The sequence below is a fragment of the Microvirga sp. BF8 genome (assembly GCF_059888585.1).
This window is the reverse complement of the sequence record NZ_CM187619.1, coordinates 2,604,179-2,627,352: the sequence shown is the minus strand read 5'-3', so window position 1 is coordinate 2,627,352 and position 23,174 is coordinate 2,604,179. Positions and strand designations below refer to the sequence as shown.

The window sequence follows — 23,174 nt, the reverse complement described above, 5'->3', positions numbered from 1 at the left end:
ACTTGCCGCGGAAGAAAGCTGGACATGTGCGCCGGCTCTGACTATACAACCGGCCTCCGACGCAAACGGCCGAAACGCCGCGACGGACGCCCAGGTAGCTCAGTTGGTAGAGCATGCGACTGAAAATCGCAGTGTCGGTGGTTCGATTCCGCCCCTGGGCACCATTTTTCTCATTCTTGCGCATTCATTTCCTGCCTTTCCCACAGCTTTGGTCCCGCCCGGCATTTCTGGCGGGAGCAGCGGGACTTTGAAAGCCTTTCCATCTCCCTTCTTGCCTCTTTCCTGACTGCTGATGGGCATCCGCCGCGCCGCGCCGTCGGCCAATCGGATCCGCCTCCGACTTTGCCCGGGGTTGCAACAATAGGACATTCATGGGATGTCTCGATCCGGCACGGGGAGATGAATCCGGAGGCACCTTATGACGGCATGGCTGCCGCAGCTCAAATCGGCTGTGATGATCGGCGCGCTGGCGGTGGGCGGTTGCGCTGGTTCTGACGAGCTCGCCGACGACAGGACGAGCTGGACAGGCATGCTGGGTTCGAAGCTGAAGGCGGGGCTCGAGGCCATTCAGGACGCCAGCCCGGACCTCCCTCCCTTGTCTCGCGTCGTCTACGATTCCGATCGCTGCATGATCGCCCCGGAGGGCGGAGCCGATTGCAAGGAGGCCGCGAAACGGATCTGCAAGTCCCGAGGATACAGCTCGGGCCGCGCGGTCGATACCGCCAGCATCAACTCCTGCCGGCCACGATCGTTTGCGCAGCTTCAGAGTGGAGATGGCCTTTTCTGCCAGACGAAGTACCAGGTCACGGCAGCCTTGTGCTGGTGACCGGGCCGCAGCTCGAAAAGGCTCGCCTCAAGGAGACCTTAGGCCGCGTTCCATGGCTTTGCGCCAGTGAACGAAGGCGATGACCTTGGAGAAGAGGCGAGCCTCGTCTTCGGCCTGGCGGACACGGGCTAGGGGAAGCTGCTCAGGAGAAGTGAAACTGCCCGGGCTTGAAGGTTCTAAGCTGCCCAGGATTGCGCCCGGATGCGTCCGTCGAGAAAGTCATCGTTTCGACCCTCCTCGATCGTGAGAAGCGCCAAGGCATCGCGAGCATACATACGAAACTCATATTTAAGCAGTTCCGGCGCGTCGTCCCAGCTGTAGTCGTCGGATTCGGCGCAATAGAACGCCTTCGCCACACGTTCGATGTGTGATTCCACTTCGTCGCCCCCCATTTTAAGCGTCTATGGAAACAGTCAGAAAAGATTTATGCGCCTAGATACTTCTACTTACTTCTGCGCATTGCCATTGAAGCCGGCGAATTGCTTTTAGGGTACTGATTCAGCGATTCGCAATGAACCGAAAGGGGTAGTTCGAGAGTCGTAGGTCCGGACGGACCGGGTCCAGGCGCAGCGACCGCCAGCGAACACCCGCCGGTCGCCCAGGCGGCGCGACGGCCCGACCTTTCCGAGCATTCCATCCCTCGGGTCTCACCCCGCCCCACCACCTCCCTGCGGCACGACGGAGCCTGCACGACCCCGCAGGCGGACGCCGTTCGGGTGAGGCGCTTGTTGACGGGTGACGCGGTCCAAACGCTCACATGGAGCGTCAAACCTCCGCCGTCGCCGGATCGATGATGCGCTCGACCTTGCTGATCTTGTTTGCGGGGAGATGGGCCCGATCGGCATGCTCGCGGATCAGGCCCTCGTTCGTCGCATGATAGACGCAATAGATCTTGTCGGCGGTCACATAGCTCTCGATCCATTGTACCTCGGGCCCCATGGCCCGGAGCACGTCGCAGGAATTCTGGGCTGCACCCCGGAATTCCTCGTTCGACAGCTTGCCGACATTCGGCATGTCACGTTCGATGACAAATTTGGGCATGTCCGTCCTCCCTCGTTTTCCCGTATTCGGTTCACGTCATCATTGGCTCGGCATCATTGGCTCGGATTGTCTGCCGGATCGACATACTTGATGACGAAGGGGCCTTCCGAGTCGATCTGCACCACGGCATCCGTGCCCATGAACGCGTAGTGGTTCATGTTGGCGGGCAGGTCGACGAAACCGCCGCTTCCGAGTTTCTCGGCCTTGGCCTGATCGAGCTTGTCGCCCATGCCGAAATGGAAATCGCCGGAGATGACGGTGACCCGCTCGGCCGTGGGATGGCTATGCGCCGGGACCTTGTAGCCCGCCGGGGCCTTCAACCGGATGGTGAACGGACCGGCCTTGCCGGGATCCCCCGACAGGACCGCTGCTTCCGCACCTTTGGGCAGCACCGATGGGGCAGGCATCCACTTGAGTTGGTCCGGCCGCATGGCAGCCCCTGCCTTGTCCTGAGCCGGAACGCTGGTCGTAGCAATGAGCAATAATGCGGTCGATGCGATGAGCAGGCGCATGGCGAACCTCCATTGTCCTGACGACAACTTCACCCGTCCGCCGAACCGGCGCTCCATTCCAGGAGAGGCGCGGCGGAGACGGACCCGAGCAGTGCGATTCCTGAGACGGAGCCCGACAGGCCGATCGCAAAAGGTCGCGGACTCAGGCTCGTTCGGATGTGGCGGCGGTTACGCAGCCAGGTTCGGAGGTGGTTCCATGCTGAACCTCTGTCCGAGCGCCGCGCTCGTCGTCGCAGCCTAGGTGTGCTGCCATGCCGGCAGCGGGGAAAGGCTCCGCCTATTGCCAGCCACTGTCAAGAACGAAGGATGGCGTCGAGCCTGACATGTGCGCGGAAGCACATTGAGCGATGAAACGAAGCGGAGAGACCGTCTGCCCACAGGGCATCGGCCTTGCGGAGAACGAGGGTCTGGCGTCGTTCGCGCCGGTATGGTTCCATGTGCCGTTCACAGGGAGAATGCCCATGGCATCGAAGGCACGCATGAGACCGTCCTGGAAAAGGCGCACGATCCGCTGGAAGAAGGTTGTGGCCCCGGCCAAAGTTCTTGAAGGACAGAAGGACCTCGCCAAGAAGAGACGCTACGCCAACCGCCATGGCTGACCTGTCGCGGGCAGAGCGTCTGATCCGCAGAAGGGTTGGCGACCGGCCTCATCGTTCGCGCATCCCGATTTCCTCCGAGCCGTGTGCCTGAAGAAAGCCCGTTGGAGGCCCAAGGCCGTCTTCGAAGATGCCGGCGGTCAGGGCGCCACCGAACACGGCGGCGGTGTCGAGATTGGTACGGTAGGGGAGCGTCTCGGGAGCGGTGCTGCGCAGGGGCGTATGCCCGTGCACCACATGCTTGCCGAAATCGTAGTCGGTATCGAGGAAGGGCTCGCGGATCCAGATCCGGTCGAGGTCTGTCTGATCGCAGCGTGCCCGTCCCGGCATCAGGCCCGCATGCACGAAACAGCGCCATTCGTCCTCGTGGGAGGTCGGCAGGGTCCGCAGCCATGCCAGCATGTCGGACGGAAGATCGCGGGGGCTGGCCACGCCATACGAGGCCAGGGTCTCCAGGCCGCCGTTGATCAGCCAGTTCGGGAGCATCGAAGCATGCTTCACCGCCGCGAGGAGCATGGCTTCATGGTTGCCCATCAGCGCGACGACCCGTTCCGGACCGTCCGCCTGGATCGCACGCACCGTCTCGACAACGGCGGCGCTGGATGGCCCGCGGTCGATATAGTCGCCGAGAAAGATCAGGCTGTGGGGCCGACCGGCGGCGTGATCACGGATCCTCCCAAGCAGGTCCAGGAGAAGGTCATGCCGTCCATGGATATCGCCGATGGCATAGGTCAGCATGCCGCGTATGTAGGTGCGTCTCCGACCTCCCGAAAGGGGAGGCCGGTTCGTCATCATGGCAGGCGCTGAAGGCCTGCTGCCGGTTCGGCTCAGAAGGTCTCCGTCGCCGGGTCGCCTTCAGAGACGCGGATCCCGTCCGAGGGCTCGGACGGCCGTCCCCTGTTGAGCACCACGACGGGCGTGCCTACCGGGACCCGGCTGAAGAGGTCGATCACATCCTGGTTGAACATGCGGATGCATCCGCTGGAAACCGATTGCCCGATCGACCATGGCTCGGATGTGCCATGGATCCGGTACAGGGTGTCCTGGCCATTCCGGTAGAGATAGAGCGCACGCGGGCCGAGAGGATTGCCGAGGCCGGCAGGCATGCCGCCCGCCCAGGGTCCGTTCCGCTTGGGCTCGCGCCTGATCATGTCGGCCGTGGGTGTCCAGCGCGGCCAGGCGGCCTTGCGGCCCACCTGGGCACGGCCGCTCCAGGCACGACCTTCCGCACCCACCCCGATGCCGTAGCGCAGGGCGCGCCCGTTTTCCCTGACCAGATAGAGGTAGCGGTCGTCAGTATCCACGACGATGGTCCCGGGCCGCTCCGGACCGTTGTAGGCAACCTCGCGCCTCAGGTAGCTCGGATCGACCTCGGAGATGTCCGTCGCGGGGAGGGGGAAGCGCTCGTCCGGTCTGGGCCCATACATGGCGGCATAGGTGGGATCGATGGCGCGGGCAACCGGCTGCGGGGGTTGCTGAGTGGATACGCATCCGGCCATCACCAGCGGCAGGATGAGGATTCCAACACGAAGAAGCATTGTCCGGAGGACCCGGACCGGGATCAGGTCGACAACAAACATCAGGGGGGACTCGTCGTTTCTTGGTTTTGAGAACATCGCTCGATGTCCGGAAATAGGGCACAAGCGTTGAATAAAAGGTTCAAAACCCGGACGTGGCCGGAAAGTGGATCATTCAAGGCCGCAATGAGGCGGAGCCCGGCTGTGGTCCGAGGGCCACACCCCTGCGCCCGACAAGGTCCCGTTTCTGTGAAGTCTCAATGGGTTGGGGTGGGACCAGGCTAGCGTCTGTCGGTGCGACCGGACTTCGGTCCGATGCGGCTGGGCCCCGGGGAGCGCCCGAACAGGGATCCGGATGTCGCGCAATTGTGAAGATCGTCCTCTCCGGCCAGTTCCTCGAGAATGGGGCAATCCGGCCGTTGGTCTCCATGGCAACTCGTCGCCAGATGCTTCAGCGTATCGGTCATGACGCGCAGTTCCTCGATCTTGCGCTCGAGAGCCTGGATGTGCCCGAGCGCGATAGCCTTCACGTCGGTGCTGGCGCGGCTGCGATCCTGCCAGAGGGAGACGAGTTCTCCGATCTGTTCCACCGAGAAGCCGAGGTCCCGCGCGCGGCGGATGAAGCGGAGCGTATGAACATCGGCGTCGGAGTAGACGCGATAGCCCGCTTCCGTGCGTATGGTCTTCGGGATGAGTCCGATGGATTCGTAGTAGCGGATCATTTTTGCGGAGACGCCCGAGCGGTCCGCTGCCTGCCCGATATTCATGCGGTTTCTCCGGCGATGCGATGAGGCTCTATTGAACGGGCGCCGCCCGGGATCCGAGGATGAAAGCGGCGCAGGCGCAGTGCATTGCCGACGACGAAGACACTCGACAGCGCCATTGCGCCTGCCGCGATCATCGGCGACAGAAGCACGCCCTCCAACGGATAGAGAATCCCTGCGGCGATCGGAATGAGAACGACATTGTAGGCGAAGGCCCAGAACAGGTTCTGCCTGATGTTGCGGATGGTGGCCCGCGACAGATCGATGGCCTTGACGACGCCACGCAGGTCATCCGACATCAGCACCACATCGGCACTCTCGATGGCGATATCCGTGCCGGTGCCGATGGCGAGCCCGATATCGGCTTCGGCGAGCGCGGGGGCGTCGTTGATGCCGTCTCCGACGAATGCGATTCTGCCATGGTGCGCCCGAAGACGTCGGACCGCGTCGACCTTCGCATCAGGCAGAACCTCGGCGACAACCTCGTCGATCCCAACCTGACCGGCGATGGCTTCCGCCGTCCGCCGGTTGTCGCCGGTGACCATGGCTACCTTCAGGTTCAGCGCGTGCAAGGCGGCGACAGCATCTCTGGCCGACGTCTTGACCGGGTCCGCAACGGCGATCACGGCCGCGAGTTTGCCGTCCACGGCAGCATAGAGGGGACTCTTGCCTTCCATGCCGAGGCGGGAAGCAGTCGGCGCGAAGACGGCGACATTCAGGCCGAGCCTGTTCATGAAGCGGTCGGCGCCGATCTCGACCCGGCGGCCGTCGACTTGGGCGGAGACCCCGTACCCGGTGACCGCCTCGAAGCGGTCCGGAACCGACAGGTTCAGGCCACGGACCGCGGCCGCTTCGACGATGGCTTCCCCGATGGGATGCTCCGAGCGGCTCTCGACGGACGCGACCAGCCTCAGGATATCGGATTCCGAGAATCCGGCCTCCACGGTGAAATCCGTCAGCGTCGGCTTTCCGAGCGTCAGTGTTCCGGTCTTGTCGAAAGCGACGATGCCGATGTCCTTCAGGCTCTGGAGGGCCTCGCCCTGGCGGAAGAGGATTCCGAGCTCGGCGGCTCGGCCGGTCCCGACCATGATCGAGGTCGGTGTGGCGAGCCCCATGGCGCACGGGCAGGCGATGATCAGCACGGCGACCGCATTGACGAGCGCGAAGGACAGGGCCGGCTCGGGGCCAAGCCAGAGCCAGGCCAGGAAGGTGAGGGCGGCTGCGGCCATGACCGCCGGCACGAACCACCCGGTGACCCTGTCCACCATGGCCTGGATCGGCAGCTTGGAGCCCTGGGCCTCCTCCACCATCCTGACGATCTGGGCCAGCACCGTGTCCGCGCCGACCTTCGTCGCGGCGAAGGTGAAGCTGCCGGTCTTGTTGATGGTCCCGCCGACGACGGCGTCACCTTCGGATTTCTGCACCGGAACGGGTTCGCCCGTGATCATCGATTCATCCACGAAGGACGACCCTTCGATCACATCGCCGTCGACCGGGACCTTCTCTCCCGGGCGGACCTGGACGGTGTCGCCCACCTGCACCTGGTCGAGCGGGATTTCATGCATCGTCCCGTCACGCTGCACCCGGGCCGTCTTGGCCTGCAGCCCCATGAGCCTCTTGATCGCTTCCGATGTGCGCCCCTTCGCGCGGGCCTCGAGATAACGCCCGAGCAGGATCAGCGCCACGATCACGGCCGCGGCTTCGTAATAGACATTCCGCGTGCCTGCCGGGAGAACCCCGGGCAGAAAGGTTGCCACGACCGAATATCCATAGGCTGCGCTGGTGCCGAGCACGACGAGGGAATTCATGTCCGGCGCGCCCCGCAGCAGGGCCGGGACCCCCTTCCTGAAAAAGCGCAGGCCCGGTCCGAAGAGAACCAGCGTCGTCAGGACGAATTCGAGATACCACGTCTCGCGGTGCCCGAGGGTCTGCAGGACCCAGTCGTGAACGCCGGGGATGAAATGCGAACCCATCTCGATCGCGAATACCGGAAATGTCAGCATGGCAGCAACGATGAGCGACCGGTAAAGCGCAACGCGCTCCTCCTCGCGGGCGGCGGCCTCCCGTTCGGCATCCTGTCCGGTCGGATCGGAGAGGCGTGCCTCGTATCCTGCATCGGCCACCGCCGAAATGAGACGGGCAGTCGTATCGGCCCCGCCGAGATAATGTATGGAGGCGCGGCCCGTCGCGAGATTGACGTGGGCGGCGAGGACACCGGGGACACGCGTGAGGGCTTTCTCGACGCGCCCCACACATGAGGCGCAGGTCATACCCTCGATCGCCAGTTCGACCTTGCCGGTCCGAGCTTCGTAGCCGGCCCTCCGGATTGCGTCCGCCGCCGCCTCCGGATCGGCGCGGGAGGGCACGAAGGAAACCCGCGCCCGCTCCGTCGCCAGGTTAACGCTGGCGGAGGTGACGCCCTCGACCGCGCGCAGCGCCTTCTCGACCCGGCCCACGCAGGACGCGCAAGACATTCCCTCGACGGGTATATCGATCGTGACATCTGAGGGCGAAGCATTGGCCATGGCGAACCTCTCGGGTGAACGTTCCAGGCCGGTCTTATGATCCTTCCCATCATGGGAAGGTCAAGGATGATTTCACCGGATGCCGCGATGCGGATGCCAGTGGGGATGAAACCTTGTGTATCCTAGCCTATCGTTGGGGGCGCATCCGGCCGCAAGCCTTGCCATAGTGGCAGTTGCAACGGGAACCTTGACCTCTCTCCGGTCATTGATCCGACATGTTTGCTCAATAGCCGGACGGAAACCTTTCATGCGCGGACACCGTGAGCCGCAAGTCCCCAGATGATCGAGACTGAGCTTTGAAGCACGTGGATAAGCCGGGGCGGAATGTCCGTATTCTCACCTACAACGTTCACCGCTGGCTCGGAACGGACCGGCAGATCTCACCGGGTCGCATCGCCGAGGTCATCGCCTCCTGCGAGGCCGACATCGTTGCTCTCCAGGAAGTCCGCGCCGGACGGATTCACAAGGGTCATCCCGACCAGGCGGAAATGGTCGCGAAGCTGCTGGGGATGGATCTGCATTTCCAGCCGACGATTCGGATCCTGGGTGATCAATACGGCATCGCCGTCCTGACCCGGCATCCATCGGCGATCGTCAAGTCTGGCCGCCTGCCGAGCCTTTCTAGCGGACAATCTTTCGAGAAGCGCAGTGCGCTCTGGGTATCCGTGGATGTGGATGGCCACGGGCTGCATGTGATCAATGCCCATCTCTCGCTCCGTTCGCGGGAAAGGCGGGCGCAGGCGGCGGCGCTCCTGGGAGAGGAGTGGATGGGCCATCCGGACCGCGCCGAATCGGCGGTGCTGCTCGGAGATTTCAATGCTCCACCCTATTCCCGTTCCTATCGCCTCATGGCCGGCTGCCTCAGGGACGCGCAGCTGTCGAACCCCACCGGGGATCCGCAGCCGACCTTCCACACCCGCGCCCCCGTGCTGCGGCTGGACCATGTCTTCACGACGAAATCCGTCGACACCATTGCGGCGGCGCCGGTGCGCAATGAGCTCACCCGCGTGGCGTCCGATCACTTTCCGCTGCTCGCCGAGCTGCGGGTCCGGCACAGTGCACAGACGGCCGACAGCGCGGGCCTTCCTCTCTCCGCAGAGGAACTCCTGTGAATTTTTGCAAGATTGCAAGGATTCATTGCATCGCGCATAGAAGAGAATATTGCTACGTTGCAATTGTCATATTAGCTTCCGCCGAACTCGCCGTGCGTTGAAGACCTGGTCCCGAGTCGGAGATTGCCATGAAGCTCTATTATTCGCCGGGAGCTTGCTCGCTGGCTCCTCATATCGTTGCTTCGGAAGCCGGTCTCGACCTTGAACTGGACAAGGTGAACCTGACGACGAAAACGACTGGTTCCGGGCGGGATTTCCTCAGCGTCAACCCGAAAGGGTACGTTCCGGCCCTGATGCTCGATAATGGCGAGCTGCTCACCGAGGCAGCGGTGGTGGTCCAATTCATTGCCGATCAAGTGCCGGATTCGGGCCTTCTCCCGCGGTGCGGTTCTCCCGAGCGGCTCCGGGTCCAGGAATGGCTCGCCTTCATTGCCAGCGAACTTCACAAGGGGTTCGGCCCATTGTGGAGACCGGTCTCGGATGCGTCCAGGAAGGCAGCCGTCGAAATCCTGCACCGGCGGTTCGCGCTCCTCGACCAGACCCTGGAGGGACGATCCTACCTGATGGGCGATGCGTTCACGGTCGCGGATGCCTATGGCTTCACGATCCTGAACTGGTCGCATTTCCATAAGATCGACCTTGGGGCCTACCCGCACCTTGTGGCCTATATGAAGCGGGTTGCGAACCGGCCTCGGGTGCGCAAGGCCATGGAGCACGAAGGCCTTCCCCTGGCGGTCTGAGAGGCTCAGGCAGGGCGGATCGACGCTCGGCCGGAGCAAAACCCTTGCAAGACACGCCGCCTGCGGCTAGGCAGCCCGATCATTCGGCTCCTGTCACCATGCTTCCTGTTTCCGTTTTCATCATCGCCAAGAACGAAGCCGACCGCATCGGCGACACCATCCGGGCCGTCCGCGACCTGACGGACGATCTGATCGTCGTCGATTCCGGTTCCACGGACGGCACGCAGGCGGTGGCGGAGGAACTCGGGGCGCGGGTCATCTTCAACCCCTGGCCGGGCTATGGCCCTCAGAAGCGCTTCGCCGAGGATCAGTGCCGCTACGATTGGCTCCTGAATGTCGACGCGGACGAGGTCGTGCCGCCGAAGCTGGCGGCCGAGATAAGGGCTCTCTTCGCCAATGGCGAGCCGCCCCGCCAGGCTTACCGGATCGGAATTGCCGAGATTTTTCCGGGCGAGGCGGCGCCGCATCCCTTCGCGTACACCCTTTTCCCCGTGCGTCTCTACCGCAAGGACTGGGGGCGCTATTCCCCCTCGCTGGTGCATGACCGGGTCGATCTCATGCCTGGCACCAAGGTCGGAAGGCTCAAGGCGATCATTCATCACTGGTCGGTGCGGTCCCTCGGCGATCAATTGGCCAAGCTCAACCGCTATTCGGACCAGCAAGCGGTCGATCTGGAAATCCGCGGTGTCTCGATTCCGACCTGGCGGGTGTTCTTCGAGCTGCCGGCGGCATTCCTCAAGGCTTATATCGGCCGTCGCCACGCCCTGCGGGGAACCTACGGCTTCCTGACGGCGATGAACTACGCCATCTCCCGGCACCTGCGCCTTGCCAAGCACTACGAGAAGCGCCGGCTCAACGCCTTGAAGGGGCCTGCGTCAAGGGGCGACTAGACCCTTCTCTCCCATGCCGGATCACTTTTTCCCGAAGAGAGACGGTGGCCGTCCCGGCTCCTCGCTGGTCCACTTCTCCGACAGCTCGAAGGCATAGGATCCCAGCCAGGAGAACAGACCGATCCACAGGCCCGCCAGCATCAGCAAGGCGGCTATGGCAAACCGCCCCGGCAGCGTCCGCGGCGTCTCTTCGAGAAATTGCTCCCTGATATCGGACAAAGCCCCGACGCGTGACGGTGCCGCATGCTCCTGAATGTCCTGGTCCGAATCCACGCGGGAAGCCTCTCTCGTGCCGTTGCCAGGAGACTAGGGGGATCGGGCTGGGCCGGACGTGCAACTCCGCACAAGTTGACGCAGGGGTGGGCGCGAGCCGCGGCAGGTTCAGGATCCTATCCCGCCGAGGCTCGTCAAACCGAATTGTTCTGTCCGACCGACCTTGACGAGGGGGGCATTATCGCGCCATATGCGCCGCCGGTGGGGCGGACTGGAACGAGATTCCACTCCCTGTCGATGGAGACGTGGCCGAGAGGCTGAAGGCACTCGTTTGCTAAATGAGCATACCCCAAAAGGGTATCGAGGGTTCGAATCCCTCCGTCTCCGCCACCACAATTCCTTGAATGTCCTTACCCTGAAAGACTTTCTAGCCTCCGGAGGCCGTTTCCCGCTCGCGTGGCGCAGATCTGTCCGGCAAAGCGCCCAGCACGGGGCAGCCGGTTGGCCGACTGTCTGACCAAGCGGAACCGGTTCTGGCAGTTTGCCCGCCGCGTCCTGATGACTTCACATGCCTTGAAGTGAGAGGCGTCGCAAAGCTGCCCACCAAGATCGGGGCTGCTGACGAACCAAAGGCCGTCCGGGCCCGGACGATCGCCACCCGTGGCCACCGAAAGGACGCAGCCCTGGTGAAGCGCGTGGTCCGCTTTGTGCCAACAGCGGCGGTCTTCGCCGGGATCTGACGGCCCTGACCGGCAAGCCCGACCCGCGCCTCGACGACCGAAAAAGTAGAAGCGTCCGGACGCAAGTACGGACCATAATTACCAAGAGTGATGGATCGCATTCCATCGCTTCATTGGCTTTGCGCCGGTGTCGCTGGTAGGAACGGCTGAGCCTGACCCGCCTTCGGAGTCCGCCATGCCGCGCTTTCCGTACGAAACAGTCGACGTCTTCACTGACCGCCCCTTCGGTGGCAATCCGCTCGCTGTCTTCACCGATGCGCGCGGGCTTTCCGACGCGCAGATGCAGGCACTGGCGGCGGAAATGAACTACAGCGAGACGACCTTCGTCCTGCCAGCCGACGATCCGGCCAATGATGCGCGCGTGCGCATCTTCCATCGTAAGGCCGAGATGCCGTTCGCTGGCCATCCCAATGTCGGAACGGCTTGCGTGCTGGCGCGCCATGGCCGCGACCGCGACGGCGTGCTGCGCTTCGAGCAGAAGGCCGGCCTCGTCGAGATCGCTGTGGAGCGCGATGCGACCGGAGAGGTGACAGGGGCCGAAATCGCGGCGCCGCAGGCCTTGTCTCTCGGTACGGTGCTGCCTGTCGACGAGATCGCCGCCTGCGCGGGGCTTTCGGTCAAGGATATCGTCACGACGGCCCACAAGCCGGTGCCTGCCTCGGTCGGGGTCAACTTCGTGTTGACGCAGGTCGCAGCCGAGGCTCTGGCGGAGGCCACTCCCGATCTCACCGTGTTCCGCAAGCTCGTGCGACAGCATTCCGAGCTGGCCGGGCGCTTGTCGCTGTTCCTCTATGCCCGCGACGGCCAGACCATCCGGGCACGGATGTTCGCACCTCTCGCCGGCACCTGGGAGGACCCGGCCACAGGCAGCGCCAGCGCCACGCTCGGCGCGTTGCTGCTCTCGCTCGACGGCGGAGCCGAGGCGGCCTTCACCATTACGCAGGGCGTCGAGATGGGTCGACCAAGCCTGCTGAAGGTGACGTCGCGGCGCGCAGAGGATGGCTTCCGCTCCCGCGTCGGAGGCAGCTGCGCGCCCATGTTCCGGGGTGAGGTGCTGCTCTAGGCCGTCGTGGAGCTGCCGCGCCGAAGCTTGATGGAGCGCGGCCGCATCCTCGATTGCAAGGGTCGCCACTCTGTTGAACGGGCAGGGAGAGAACTACGGCTCGTCGCGGAGGCTCTGCACCATCAGCCGCCGCACGAATCCGGGAGTCGGCAGGTCTCACGCGCCGGCCCCTCGAACGCCCATCTTTTGGCCAGCATTGGGGAATAAATCGTCCGTAGCAGGAATTTTGCCTTGTCTCGAAACGCATGAGGCCCATGTCCTATCGGCCCGACAAAACCGGCTTGGCGATCGCCCTGGCCCTGGGTCTCTCGGCCTGCTCTACGGCCAGCGGGTCCCTGTGGAGCTATGCACCGGGAAGCGGCGTCGCGATCAAGGCAAGGTGCAGCGCCTATCTGGTGGCACTCCATCCGGACGGCTCGAGACTGCTCGTGACCCCATACGCCGGCAACATCGTGCAGCCAATCTGTGAGGGCATGAGAGGCGCCCGGAGTGTCAGTTCGACGACCGGCGTATCCTTCGAAGAGGGGGCGCGGGAATACCTCGCCGCCAACCGTCCCACCTGCCGGGTCGTCGCTGGCGAGCGGCTCACCCCGCTCCATTCCGAGTTCGTCTTCGCCTGTCCGGAAAAGGCGAAGCCTCGATCCAAGGTGAAGTGAGACGCGACAAGCAGGGCCATCCCGGCTCGTCGCCACGATATGACCTTCGAGCGTTATCAGGAGCCGGATTCGGAGCCGGCATAATCTCTTGGTGTCACGCCTTCATCCGATATCCCGTCCGGAACATGACCCCGATCACGATCAGACATAGCGCCATGAAGACAACGGTCATGCCGAGGCTTATGCCGACGGCGACGTCGGAGACGTTGTAGAAGCTCCAGCGGAAGCCGCTGACGAGATAGACGACCGGGTTGAACAAGGTCACCTTCTGCCAGAAGGGCGGGAGCATGTTGATGGAATAGAAGCTGCCGCCGAGAAAGGTGAGTGGTGTGATGATCATCATCGGCACGAGCTGCAGCTTTTCGAATCCGTCCGCCCAAATCCCGATGATGAAGCCGAACAGGCTGAACGTCACCGAAGTCAGGACCAGGAAGGCGATCATCCAGAACGGATGCACGACCGAGAAGGACACGAACACCCGTGCAGTCACGAGGATGATAAGACCGAGGATGATCGACTTCGTGGCCGCCGCGCCGACATAGCCGATGACGATCTCGAGCGCGGAGATCGGAGCGGAGAGAACTTCGTAGATGGTGCCGGTGAATTTCGGCATGTAGATGCCGAACGATGCGTTCGAGATGCTCATCGTCAGGATCGAGAGCATGATCAGGCCGGGCACGATGAAGGCACCGTAGCTGACGCCGTCGATCTGCGCCATGTGTCCGCCGATGGCGGAGCCGAAGACGATGAAATAGAGCGATGTCGAAATCACCGGGGACGCAAGACTCTGCAGCAGGGTGCGCCACATGCGCGCCATTTCGAAAAGGTAGATCGCCTTGATCGCGTGAATGTTCATGAGCGCGCTCCTACCAGGCTGACGAAGATTTCCTCGAGCGAGCTCTGCTTCGTGTTCAGATCCTTGAAATCGATCCCGTGGTCCGTGAGGCGTCGGAGCAGGTCGGCGATTCCCGTCTGTTCGCTCTGTGCATCGAAGGTATAGGTCAGCTCCGAGCCGTCGGCGGACAATTCGAGCCGGCCGTCTCTCAGATCGGGCGGAAGCGCCTGAAGCGGTGCCTGCAGATGCAGGGTGAGCTGCCTCTTGCCGAGCTTGTGCATCAGCGCCGCCTTGTCCTCGACAAGGATGATCTCGCCCTTGCTGATCACGCCGACCCGATCGGCCATTTCCTCGGCCTCCTCGATGTAGTGCGTGGTCAGGATGATGGTGACGCCGTTCTCACGCAGGCGGCGGACCATTTCCCACATATCGCGCCGCAATTCCACGTCGACGCCCGCGGTCGGCTCGTCGAGGAACAGGATCTCCGGCTCGTGCGACAGGGCCTTGGCGATCATCACACGGCGTTTCATGCCGCCCGAGAGCGCGCGGATCTTGGTGTCGCGCTTCTCCCACAGGGAGAGATCCCTGAGAATCTTCTCGATATAGGCAGGATTCGGAGGTTTACCGAAAAGCCCGCGGCTGAATTTCACCGTGTCCCACACGCTTTCGAAGGCATCCGTGGAGAGTTCCTGCGGGACAAGGCCGATCTTCGTGCGGGCCGCGCGATAATCGCGGACGATGTCGTGACCGTCGACCGTGATGCGGCCGGCACTGGGGCTGACGATGCCGCAGATCGTGCCGATCAGGGTCGTCTTGCCGGCGCCGTTGGGGCCGAGCAGGGCGAAGATCTCCCGGCGGCGGATGTCGAGATCCACGTTCCGCAGGGCCTGGAAGCCCGAAGCATAGATCTTGCTGAGTTGCGAAACCGCGATCACGGCATCCGATGTGCCGGGAAAGCGTGCGGTCTGCGTCTTGTCGAGCGGCCTCATGAGCCACCTTTTCCTTTGGCGCAGAATGCACGGCGCCTGGCGCCCAGCCGATTCTCACGCCCTCTGCGGGGCACGCGGTTTACGACCGCGGCCGCGTTTCAGCAAGCCCGGACCGGGAAGAACCATCCGGGCACCCGCACTCCTCCCGCTGGGGCGGGATCAGCCCCGTCGGTCCGGCACAACGAGCGGGACGCTGGCAAGGACATCGAGCGGAACCGGCTTGGGCGCGGGACGATCGCCCGGTGCCACGTTCGAATTCGCCGGAGTCAGGCGACGCTCGAGGGAGGCGATCTGTTTGGTGAGTGCATCGATGCTGGCCTTGAGCGCCAGGATGTCGGCGGCGTCGGGCACGTTGGGATGCGGGGCGGGGTGGACAGGATTGAGAGCAGGCTCGCGGCGGGTGGAAACCGGCTCCGGGGAATCCTGGAAGGCTGGTTCCTGGCGCTCCGAGCGCGGTGCCGCCACGAGGCGGCGCAAGGCACGCCAGGCCAGCCAGAGCAGGCACAGACCCAGGAAGAGCGCCGCTGCCATCGGAGCGAGGTCGGTCAGTCCAGATGTCATCACATTCTCCTTTGTCCGAGGGCTAGTGGCCGAGTGTGGTGACTTTCAGGCACTGCAATGGGACACAGCAGCGATCGGCCGCACCCTTCGGACGCCGCCGGGGCGGGGAAGAATGCCGCCTTCTTAACTGTTCGGTAAGCTCCGGCTGAAAAGGTTCGCGCATTCTCGAAGAACGAAAAGTGAGTATTTTCTGGATGAAACGATCCTTCGCTCCAGCATTGGCGCTAGTCGTCATGACCTGTTCCAACGTTTTCGCGCAGGATATCAAGCCGCTCGGGACGTTTCAGAGCTGGAGCGCCTGGACCTCATACGAAGGCAAGACCAAGGTTTGTTATATCTATGCAGAAGCGGAGACGCTGAAACCTGAGAATCTCGATCACGGTCGTGTAAGCATTGCTGTTCGGCACCGCAGGCAGGGAGCATCCGAGACGGAGGCCAGCCTCCGTGCGGGCTACGAATTCGCCCCCGAGGCCATCCGGGTGTCCGTGGATGGCGCCGCATTCGTCATGCTTCCTCGCGGGCACTACGCCTGGCTCCGCCGCGAGGAGCGCGAGGGGGAATTCATGGCGGCGCTGCGAAAAGGACGAAACCTGACCGTTGAAGCCATGTCCCGGCGCGGGAACAGGACGGCCTACAGCTTCTCGCTCAAGGGAGTCTCGGCGGCGATGAAAAAAGCGGTACGCGCGTGCCGATAGCGGGCGAGGGAAGGTCCATGCCGCATCGCTTCGCAAGGCTTTCGGGTCTCGGACTGTCCGGTCTCGGCGCGGTCCTTGCCGTCCTTCTGGCTCCGGTGGCGGCCCGATCCGCCCCGGATCACCGGCGCGCCGTGGAAATTCCCTATTTCGCGTCCCTGAAGCGGCCCGTGAGCAATGTCCGCGTCGGCCCGGGCCGGTCCTATCCGATCCGCTGGGTGTATCGTAAGCGCGGACTTCCTGTCGAAGTTCTTGCCACTTTCGGCAATTGGCGGCGCGTCCGCACCAGCGACGGCGGCGAGGGCTGGATCAGCGCGGCTCTCCTGTCGCTGCGGCGCTCCGCCCTGGTCGACCCCTGGAGCAAGGAGCCTGTCGAATTGCGTTCGACGAGAAACGTGCACGCGGCCGTTGTCGCGCGCCTGCAGCCCCGCGTGCTCGTTGGCGTGCAATGGTGCGACCTCACCTGGTGCTCCATCCGCCTGCCTGGGCGCGACGTCGGCGGCTATGTCAGACAGACACGATTGTGGGGCGTGTATCCCGACGAGGTGATTCCCGACCGGAGTGTCTGGGGCGCCGTTCGCAATCTTCTGTAGATTTCCGCGGCGCCCTAGGCGCCTGCCCGCCGGTAGGCATCCTTCTTGCGGTGCAAGCCTTCGGCCAGATCGGCGCGTGGTGGGGCCGTGTAGGCGACCTCGCATCCCTTTCCGGCGATCAGGTCGCCGCCGAGGGCCCTGCGCGCCAGCCGTGCCGCGCCGAGCGCAGGGCCGAACGCGGCGCTCAAGGGAGCGCTCAGCGGCCGGTCGATGGCGCTGGCGATCAGCGAGGCCCAGAACGGGCTGCGCGATCCTCCTCCGACGAGCGCGACCCGATCGATGGCGACCCCGCTCGACAGAAGGGCCTCGTGGCAGTCACCCAAGGCCAGGGCGACGCCTTCCATCACCGCCTGAACGAGGTGCCGGCGCGTGGTTGCGAAGGTCATGCCCGTAAACGAGGCGGTCAGGTTCGGGTTGTTGTGAGGCGTACGCTCCCCCGCGAGATAGGGCGTAAAGACCGGTGTCTCTCCGGGGGGCAGTGGATCGGCCTCGATGGAGCGCACGAGCGTGCCGACATCCTCGCCGCCCGTGACCTCCGCGATCCAGGAGAGGGCCGCTGTGGCGCTGAGGATGACACCGTGCTGGGCATACAAGTCCGGAATCGCGTGGCGATGGGTGTGCATGCCGCGATCGTAAGCAGGAAGGAATGCGTCGTTCGCGACGAAATACACGCCGGAGGTGCCCAGGCTGATGAAAGCCTGGCCCGATGCCACGACACCCGCGCCGACCGCGCCCGCCATGTTGTCGCCCGCGCCGCCCACGACGGGTACATTCGCCTTCAATCCCCACCGGGTTGCCAGGATTGGCTTGAGCGTGCCGCCGATCGAGGTGCTCGCAATGATCGGCGGCAACTGGGACGCATCGACCCCGCAGGCTGCGAGGATCGGCTCGTGGTATGCGCCGCGGCTCGCGTCGACGAGAAGGGTCGCCGATGTGTCTGCGAGATCCGACACGATATCGCCGGTGAGTTGCAGCCTCACGTAGTCTTTCGGGAGGAGGATCCAGCGGGCGGCGCCGAGCAGGTCCGGTTCGTGCTTTGCGAGCCAGCGAAGCTTCGGCGCCGAGAAGCCCGGCATGGGCTGGCTGCCGGTGATGCCTGGGAAGTCGGGAACGATGTCGCGCAATTCTGTGCATTCCATCTCGGCACGCCCGTCGTTCCAGAGCAGGGCAGGGCGCAGAGCGCCGCCGTCGGAATCGAGCAGGGCGACGCCGAGCATCTGGCCGGACAGGCCAATGGCGTCGACCTCTTCCATGGCCGATTTCTCTCTCGCCGCGAGGTCGTCGAGCGTTCTTGCGACCGCTTGCCACCACGCGTCGGGCGCCTGCTCCGACCAGAGCGGCCGAGGACGCTGGATCGTCAGCGGCGCGCTTGCCTCCGCCCTGACCCGATCGTCTTCATCGACGATGACAGACTTGACCCCGGACGTGCCGATATCGATGCCGAGAAACACGCTCATGCTGCACGCTCCCCGCACAATTCGGCGTAGGCCTCGCGCGCGGTATCCTCGTCGCAGACGAGAACCGTGGCGCGCTTCGCCCGCAGAGCGCCAGCGACGGCAAGCGTCTTGTTCGCCCCGCCCGACGCCAGAACGACGGTCGGAATCTGCGAGAGCCCATCGAGCGGCAGGGCGATGGCGCGGCGGTTGAGCGGGTGGTCGATGGGCTGGCCATTGCCGTCGTAGAACTGACCCATGATGTCGCCGACCGCTCCCTTGTCTCTCAACTCGCTTGTGGAGACGTCCCGCGGCAGGCCATAGCGCACCAGGAGGGAACGATCCGACAGATCGCCGATGCTCAGCACGGCGATGTCGTTGGTGGCGATGCGCTCGAAGGTCTCGCGAAACACGTCCTGTGCCAGGATGATGTCCCGAGATTCGGGACTGCCGGCATAGATCGGCGCGGCTAGATACTGGCATTGCGCCTTGAGCCTGTCGGCGAGGCCGCTCGCGGTCTCGAAGGTGTTGAGCTCGAGCCCGTGGGTCAGGCCGCCCATCATTGAGTTGACGCAGAGCTCCGGATAGCGCCCTGCGCGCATGTTGCGGATCGTCTCCCGCAGGGTTGCGCCCCATCCGACTCCAAGGCCGGACACCGTATTCTCTTCCAGATAGGTCGAAAGAAATTCGCCCGTCGCCTGCCCGAGAAGGACGGGGATGAGGTCCGGGTCCTGCGGCGTCGGAATGATGATCGCAGCCTTGAGCCCGAGCTCCCTGACGAGAGTCTGCTCGAGTTCGAGGCAGCTCGCGAAACGCGAATTGAGCGTAATGCTGACGAGGCCGCTGGTGCGCGCTTCCACCAGCATGCGGTTGACCCGCAACCGGGTCATGCCGAGCTTCTCGGCGATATCGGCCTGGGTCAGTCCCTCCATGAAATAGAGCCAGGCGACCCGGGCTTCGATCTGCTCGTCGGAATGGTTCATGGCCGGAGCCTTCGAGAAACGCTGTTGCGGACCGCCATTGTCATAAGTGCCCTCGCTCCACAAGGCGGCTCGCCGAAGAGAGCCTGGCCCTGAGCCGGAAACAGGGCCGTTGCCATGGTCATACAATTGTAATACAAACTATTCAAATGTAATTTCCATGAGGGATCGATGGCCGACCAGGCGCGAGTGCTCGACAGGGCGATACGGAATGCTGCAGTGACCCGCAGTGTCTTCGTGGCGCCATCCGCCCTGACTGCGCTGCCCGAAAGTGCCAGGGATTTCAGTGGGAAGCCGTTGATCGTGATTGCCGACGACAACACAATGAACGTAGCAGGGCGCCATGCGGCGTCCGTGCTCGAACAGGCGGGCTTCTCCGTTGCCGAGCCGATCGTCCTGGGAGAAAAACCACGCGTGAAGCCCCACGCAAAAACGGCGCGCGAGATCGCTGCGACGATTCGCGAGCGGGGTGCCGTTCCAGTCTCGGTCGGATCGGGCGTCATCAACGACCTGACGAAATACGCGGCCGAGGTGGCAGGCGTGCCCTACATCTGCGTGGCGACCGCCGCGTCCATGGACGGTTATGCGGCCTCCGGCGCGGCGCTGCTCGACGACGGTTTCAAGCGGACACTCGACTGCGCCCCACCCGTCTCCGTGGTGGCCGATCTCGATATCGTCGCCAAGGCTCCGGGGCGGATGGCGGGATGGGGCTATGGCGACCTTGCCGGCAAGATCGTCGCCGGTGCCGACTGGAGGCTTGCCGACGCGCTTGGCGAGGAGCCCATCAGTCCCGAGCCATTTGCAATGGTGCAGGACAATGTCCGCGAATGGCTCTCCAGGCCCGGCGATATCGCGGTCGGCGATCCGGCGGCCACGGGCGATCTCGTCAATGGTCTTCTCGTCGCGGGTTTCGCCATGCAGGCGCATGGCAATTCACGTCCGGCGAGCGGCGCGGAGCATCTCATCTCCCATGTCTGGGAGATGGAGCGTCTCACGTTCCAGGGCGAGCCCGCCGCGCACGGCGCGTGCGTGGGCATCGGCACAGTCGCGCTTCTCGCGCTCTATGAGTGGTTTCTGGATCAGCCCATCACCGCCGGTACCATCAGGGATGCCATCGGTGCCGCTTCTTCGCCCGAACGGGTGGAGGCTGAAATCGTGGCCGGATTTCCGGAGGGGCATCTCGCGGACAGCGCACGGAAGGAGATGGCCCTCAAGGCGAAGGGGACAGCCCGCCGCAGCGAGCGGCTCGCGATCCTCGTGGAAAGCTGGCCGGCGCTGCGCGAGGAGTTGCGCGCCTCCTGCGTGCCTGCCGCCAGGATGGAATCCTGGCTTCGTCTGGCGGGCGCGCCGGCGCATCCGCACGATCTCGGAGTGCCGCTGACGAAGCTTGCAGCGGATTACCGGCGCGCGCGCCTGATCCGCCGACGCTACACCATTCTCGATCTTCTCGACGATCTGGGATGGCTCGACAAGGGAATCGCCGCTCTCTTTGCCGCGAACGGCTTCTGGGGACGGCGTTCAGGAGCGGAGACGCGTCACAGCGCATCTGCCTGAGCACAACGAAACGACAATCAATAGGGAGGATCTATGGTGACATATCTTTCTATCAAGGCTCAGGCCGCCGCGGGCGCCCTTGCTCTGTGCCTGTCGAGCGCAACGGCAATGGCGCAGCCGGTCGAGGTGCAATGGTGGCATGCCATGAACGGCGTCAATGGCGAGCGCGTGGACGAACTCGTCAAGAAATTCAACGACTCCAATGAGCAGTACAAGGTCGTTGCCGTCAACAAGGGCAACTACGACGAGGTGATCAACAGCACCATCGCCGCTTACCGCGCCAAGCGTCCGCCCCATATCGTTCAGATCTACGAGCGCGGCTTCATGACCATGCTGCTGTCGGACGCCATCGTTCCTGTGCAGGAGCTGATGGACAAGACCGGCCACAAGGTCGACTGGAACGACTTCATCAAGCCCGTCGCCGGGTTCTACTCCTACAAGGGCAAGCTTGCGGCGATGCCCTTCAACTCGTCCTCGCCGATCCTCTTCTACAACAAGGACCAGTTCAAGAAGGCGGGCTTCGACAAGCCGGCCGAGACATGGGGCGAGTTCGAGAAGCAGATCTACGCGATCAAGAAATCCGGCGCTGCCGAATGCGGCACGGCTCTTGCAACCGACTATCATTGGAGCCTGATCGAGAACTACAGCGCCATCAACGACCAGCCCTACGCCACCAAGGCGAACGGCTATGAAGGGCTCGATACGGAGTTCGTCTACAACAAGACCCTCGTGGTCCCGCAGGTGGCGCGCCTGAAGCGCTGGCTCGACGACGGAGTCCTGCAGATCGCCGGCCAGGGTTTCAGCCCTGAACAGCTTTTCACCTCCGGCACCTGTGCCACCTATTTCGCCTCAACCGCGGCTCATAGCGGCATCGAGCGCAACTCGAAGATTGCGTGGAGCGCAACCTTCCTGCCGTGGGAAGAGGGCCGCCAGCCGAAGAACAGCACCATCGGCGGAGCCGCTCTCTGGGTCATCAAGGGCCACAAGCCTGAAGAGGAGAAGGCTATCGCCGCCTTCTTCGACTATTTGGCAAAGCCGGAGACGCAGCTCTGGTGGCACAAGGCTACGGGCTATGTACCGCTGACGAACAAGGCCTACGAGCTTGCCAAGTCGCAGGGCTATTACAAGGAAAGCCCGACTCGTGAGATCGCCATCCAGCAACTCAACCGCGGCACGCCGACGGAGAACTCCCTCGGCTTCCACTTCGGCAACTTCACGCAGAGCATGTTCGCTCAGCGCGAGGAGGTCGAGGCCCTGTTCGCCGGCAAGAAGGACGCCCAGCAGGCCATGGATGATGCCGTGAAACGGGGCAATGAGATCCTCCGCCAGTACGAACGCCTCAACAAAGGCAAGTACTGACCGGTCGGAGCGGCACGGGGAATTCCTCCCTCTCCGTGCCGCCTCCACATCCGTTGAGCGGAGCTTTGACGTGGTTGCACGCATTCACGAGCCTGGCCTGAAGCAGGCGCATTTCGGGACGGCGGGCCTGCCGACCCTGCTGCTCCTGCCGCAGCTTCTGATTCTGCTGTTTTTCTTTTTCATTCCCGCCATCCGCGCCCTGATGCAGGCGTTCCTGCTCGCGGATCCGTTCGGCGCAACCGTCCATTTCGTCGGGCTCGACAATTTCACGGCGCTTCTCCAGAGCGAAAGCTATCGCAACTCGGTCTGGGTCACGATCTGGTTTACCCTGTCGCAGAATGTGCTGACCATCGTGGTTGCGCTGATCCTCGCGTTCGCTACGGACCGGGTCGTACGCTTCCAGTCCGCCTACAAGGGCGTGATCCTTCTGCCCTACGCGATAGCGCCGGTTATCGCCGGCGTGATGTGGGCGTTCCTGTTCAATCCGGCGGTCGGTCCCATCGCTTTCGTCATCAAGTCCCTGGGCTTCGCCTGGGATCCTAACCGCAATGGCAACGACGCCATGCTCCTGGTGGTGCTGGCCGCATCCTGGAAGCACATCTGCTATGATTACATCTTCCTCGTCGCGGGTCTTCTCGCGGTGCCGCAATCGCTCATGGAGGCCGCCGCCGTCGATGGGGCCGGCCCGATCAAGCGCTTCTTCCAGATCGCGCTGCCGCTCCTTGGGCCGACCCTGTTCTTCCTGGCCACGATGAACTTCGTCTATGGATTCTTCGAAACCTTCGCGATCATCGACGCCGTCACCCATGGCGGACCCGCAGGAGCCACCAACATCCTGGTCTACAAGGTCTATCAGGACGGCTTCATCAACCTCGATCTCGGCTCGTCGGCGGCACAATCCGTGCTGCTCATGACCTTTGCGCTGCTGCTCACGCTCCTGCAGTTCAAATATGTCGAGCGCAAGGTGAACTACAGCATCTGAA

At 63.6% G+C, this 23,174-nt stretch carries 25 protein-coding genes and 2 tRNA genes; 14 read left to right on the top strand and 13 right to left on the bottom strand.

Annotated elements, in window-relative coordinates:
- Nucleotides 1-88 precede the first annotated feature (88 nt).
- Nucleotides 89-164 (top strand) — tRNA-Phe (locus AC522E_RS12500).
- A gap of 254 nt (nucleotides 165-418) precedes the next feature.
- Nucleotides 419-826 (top strand): hypothetical protein, encoded by a 408-nt coding sequence (locus tag AC522E_RS12495; RefSeq protein ID WP_500746591.1) that lies wholly within the window; start codon nucleotides 419-421, stop codon nucleotides 824-826.
- A 176-nt stretch (nucleotides 827-1,002) separates the two neighbouring features.
- Here the strand turns inward: AC522E_RS12495 and AC522E_RS12490 are convergent, their stop codons facing one another.
- From AC522E_RS12490 to AC522E_RS12480, 3 genes are all read right to left on the bottom strand, one after another.
- On the bottom strand, nucleotides 1,003-1,203 hold the full coding sequence (locus AC522E_RS12490; protein ID WP_500746590.1) for a hypothetical protein: 201 nt from the start codon (nucleotides 1,201-1,203) through the stop codon (nucleotides 1,003-1,005).
- 388 nt (nucleotides 1,204-1,591) lie between these two features.
- The gene (locus tag AC522E_RS12485) at nucleotides 1,592-1,867 is read right to left on the bottom strand and encodes a DUF4242 domain-containing protein (protein WP_500746589.1); all 276 of its coding nucleotides are present in this window, start codon (nucleotides 1,865-1,867) and stop codon (nucleotides 1,592-1,594) included.
- A 53-nt stretch (nucleotides 1,868-1,920) separates the two neighbouring features.
- A complete protein-coding gene (locus AC522E_RS12480; RefSeq protein ID WP_500746588.1) occupies nucleotides 1,921-2,379 on the bottom strand; it encodes a cupin domain-containing protein in 459 nt (152 codons plus the stop codon).
- Nucleotides 2,380-2,726: 347 nt separating this feature from the next.
- Between AC522E_RS12480 and AC522E_RS12475 the strand changes: the two genes are divergently transcribed.
- Nucleotides 2,727-2,978 (top strand): hypothetical protein, encoded by a 252-nt coding sequence (locus tag AC522E_RS12475; protein WP_500746587.1) that lies wholly within the window; start codon nucleotides 2,727-2,729, stop codon nucleotides 2,976-2,978.
- A 48-nt stretch (nucleotides 2,979-3,026) separates the two neighbouring features.
- Here AC522E_RS12475 and AC522E_RS12470 read toward each other — a convergent pair whose 3' ends face one another.
- The 4 genes from AC522E_RS12470 to AC522E_RS12455 all read right to left on the bottom strand — a co-directional run bounded on the left by AC522E_RS12470 (nucleotide 3,027) and on the right by AC522E_RS12455 (nucleotide 7,781).
- A complete protein-coding gene (locus AC522E_RS12470; protein WP_500746586.1) occupies nucleotides 3,027-3,713 on the bottom strand; it encodes a metallophosphoesterase family protein in 687 nt (228 codons plus the stop codon).
- An 89-nt stretch (nucleotides 3,714-3,802) separates the two neighbouring features.
- A complete protein-coding gene (locus AC522E_RS12465) occupies nucleotides 3,803-4,555 on the bottom strand; it encodes a L,D-transpeptidase (protein WP_500746585.1) in 753 nt (250 codons plus the stop codon).
- 218 nt (nucleotides 4,556-4,773) lie between these two features.
- Nucleotides 4,774-5,259: a Cu(I)-responsive transcriptional regulator gene (cueR, locus tag AC522E_RS12460; protein WP_500746584.1), complete on the bottom strand. Its 486-nt coding sequence runs from the start codon at nucleotides 5,257-5,259 to the stop codon at nucleotides 4,774-4,776.
- The gene (locus tag AC522E_RS12455; RefSeq protein WP_500746583.1) at nucleotides 5,256-7,781 is read right to left on the bottom strand and encodes a heavy metal translocating P-type ATPase; all 2,526 of its coding nucleotides are present in this window, start codon (nucleotides 7,779-7,781) and stop codon (nucleotides 5,256-5,258) included. The genes cueR and AC522E_RS12455 overlap by 4 nt, the downstream gene beginning before the upstream one ends.
- A 305-nt stretch (nucleotides 7,782-8,086) precedes the next feature.
- Here AC522E_RS12455 and AC522E_RS12450 point away from each other — a divergent pair, with 305 nt between their 5' ends.
- The 3 genes from AC522E_RS12450 to AC522E_RS12440 all read left to right on the top strand — a co-directional run bounded on the left by AC522E_RS12450 (nucleotide 8,087) and on the right by AC522E_RS12440 (nucleotide 10,523).
- A complete protein-coding gene (locus AC522E_RS12450) occupies nucleotides 8,087-8,893 on the top strand; it encodes an endonuclease/exonuclease/phosphatase family protein (protein WP_500750672.1) in 807 nt (268 codons plus the stop codon).
- Nucleotides 8,894-9,021: 128 nt separating this feature from the next.
- Complete coding sequence (gene gstA, locus AC522E_RS12445; RefSeq protein WP_500746582.1) at nucleotides 9,022-9,633, top strand: glutathione transferase GstA; 612 nt, start codon at nucleotides 9,022-9,024, stop codon at nucleotides 9,631-9,633.
- A gap of 98 nt (nucleotides 9,634-9,731) precedes the next feature.
- Complete coding sequence (locus tag AC522E_RS12440) at nucleotides 9,732-10,523, top strand: glycosyltransferase family 2 protein (protein ID WP_500746581.1); 792 nt, start codon at nucleotides 9,732-9,734, stop codon at nucleotides 10,521-10,523.
- Between the two features lie 21 nt (nucleotides 10,524-10,544).
- Here AC522E_RS12440 and AC522E_RS12435 read toward each other — a convergent pair whose 3' ends face one another.
- Complete coding sequence (locus AC522E_RS12435) at nucleotides 10,545-10,796, bottom strand: hypothetical protein (RefSeq protein WP_500746580.1); 252 nt, start codon at nucleotides 10,794-10,796, stop codon at nucleotides 10,545-10,547.
- Nucleotides 10,797-11,035: 239 nt separating this feature from the next.
- On the opposite strand from AC522E_RS12435, the gene AC522E_RS12430 reads away from it, so the two are divergent.
- The 3 genes from AC522E_RS12430 (at nucleotide 11,036) to AC522E_RS12420 (ending at nucleotide 13,195) form a co-directional block, all read left to right on the top strand.
- A tRNA-Ser gene (locus AC522E_RS12430) sits at nucleotides 11,036-11,126 on the top strand.
- A gap of 525 nt (nucleotides 11,127-11,651) precedes the next feature.
- Nucleotides 11,652-12,539: a PhzF family phenazine biosynthesis protein gene (locus AC522E_RS12425; RefSeq protein ID WP_500746579.1), complete on the top strand. Its 888-nt coding sequence runs from the start codon at nucleotides 11,652-11,654 to the stop codon at nucleotides 12,537-12,539.
- A 254-nt stretch (nucleotides 12,540-12,793) separates the two neighbouring features.
- Nucleotides 12,794-13,195 (top strand): hypothetical protein, encoded by a 402-nt coding sequence (locus AC522E_RS12420; RefSeq protein WP_500746578.1) that lies wholly within the window; start codon nucleotides 12,794-12,796, stop codon nucleotides 13,193-13,195.
- Between the two features lie 94 nt (nucleotides 13,196-13,289).
- Here the strand turns inward: AC522E_RS12420 and AC522E_RS12415 are convergent, their stop codons facing one another.
- The 3 genes from AC522E_RS12415 to AC522E_RS12405 all read right to left on the bottom strand — a co-directional run bounded on the left by AC522E_RS12415 (nucleotide 13,290) and on the right by AC522E_RS12405 (nucleotide 15,580).
- Nucleotides 13,290-14,051 carry an ABC transporter permease gene (locus AC522E_RS12415; RefSeq protein WP_500746577.1) on the bottom strand — a complete coding sequence of 254 codons (762 nt, stop codon included), beginning with the start codon at nucleotides 14,049-14,051 and terminating at the stop codon, nucleotides 13,290-13,292.
- On the bottom strand, nucleotides 14,048-15,019 hold the full coding sequence (locus AC522E_RS12410) for an ABC transporter ATP-binding protein (protein WP_500746576.1): 972 nt from the start codon (nucleotides 15,017-15,019) through the stop codon (nucleotides 14,048-14,050). The genes AC522E_RS12415 and AC522E_RS12410 overlap by 4 nt, the downstream gene beginning before the upstream one ends.
- Nucleotides 15,020-15,178: 159 nt before the next feature.
- Nucleotides 15,179-15,580, bottom strand: coding sequence for a hypothetical protein (locus AC522E_RS12405; protein WP_500746575.1), 402 nt, complete (start codon nucleotides 15,578-15,580; stop codon nucleotides 15,179-15,181).
- Nucleotides 15,581-15,813: 233 nt separating this feature from the next.
- Between AC522E_RS12405 and AC522E_RS12400 the strand changes: the two genes are divergently transcribed.
- Together AC522E_RS12400 and AC522E_RS12395 are read left to right on the top strand one after the other, a co-directional pair.
- Nucleotides 15,814-16,275, top strand: a complete 462-nt coding sequence (locus AC522E_RS12400) for an invasion associated locus B family protein (RefSeq protein WP_500746574.1) — start codon at nucleotides 15,814-15,816, stop codon at nucleotides 16,273-16,275.
- Nucleotides 16,276-16,292: 17 nt separating this feature from the next.
- On the top strand, nucleotides 16,293-16,865 hold the full coding sequence (locus tag AC522E_RS12395) for an SH3 domain-containing protein (RefSeq protein ID WP_500746573.1): 573 nt from the start codon (nucleotides 16,293-16,295) through the stop codon (nucleotides 16,863-16,865).
- A 14-nt stretch (nucleotides 16,866-16,879) separates the two neighbouring features.
- On the opposite strand, the gene xylB is transcribed toward AC522E_RS12395, so the two are convergent.
- Both xylB and AC522E_RS12385 read right to left on the bottom strand, forming a co-directional pair.
- Nucleotides 16,880-18,322, bottom strand: a complete 1,443-nt coding sequence (gene xylB, locus AC522E_RS12390; RefSeq protein ID WP_500746572.1) for a xylulokinase — start codon at nucleotides 18,320-18,322, stop codon at nucleotides 16,880-16,882.
- On the bottom strand, nucleotides 18,319-19,281 hold the full coding sequence (locus AC522E_RS12385; protein ID WP_500746571.1) for a sugar-binding transcriptional regulator: 963 nt from the start codon (nucleotides 19,279-19,281) through the stop codon (nucleotides 18,319-18,321). Before AC522E_RS12385 ends, xylB begins: the two co-directional genes overlap by 4 nt.
- Nucleotides 19,282-19,449: 168 nt before the next feature.
- Here AC522E_RS12385 and AC522E_RS12380 point away from each other — a divergent pair, with 168 nt between their 5' ends.
- From AC522E_RS12380 to AC522E_RS12370, 3 genes are all read left to right on the top strand, one after another.
- Nucleotides 19,450-20,832: a sn-glycerol-1-phosphate dehydrogenase gene (locus tag AC522E_RS12380; RefSeq protein WP_500746570.1), complete on the top strand. Its 1,383-nt coding sequence runs from the start codon at nucleotides 19,450-19,452 to the stop codon at nucleotides 20,830-20,832.
- A 33-nt stretch (nucleotides 20,833-20,865) separates the two neighbouring features.
- Nucleotides 20,866-22,191: an extracellular solute-binding protein gene (locus AC522E_RS12375; RefSeq protein ID WP_500746569.1), complete on the top strand. Its 1,326-nt coding sequence runs from the start codon at nucleotides 20,866-20,868 to the stop codon at nucleotides 22,189-22,191.
- Nucleotides 22,192-22,261: 70 nt separating this feature from the next.
- Nucleotides 22,262-23,173 carry an ABC transporter permease subunit gene (locus tag AC522E_RS12370; protein ID WP_500746568.1) on the top strand — a complete coding sequence of 304 codons (912 nt, stop codon included), beginning with the start codon at nucleotides 22,262-22,264 and terminating at the stop codon, nucleotides 23,171-23,173.
- The last annotated feature ends 1 nt before the right edge of the window (nucleotide 23,174 follow it).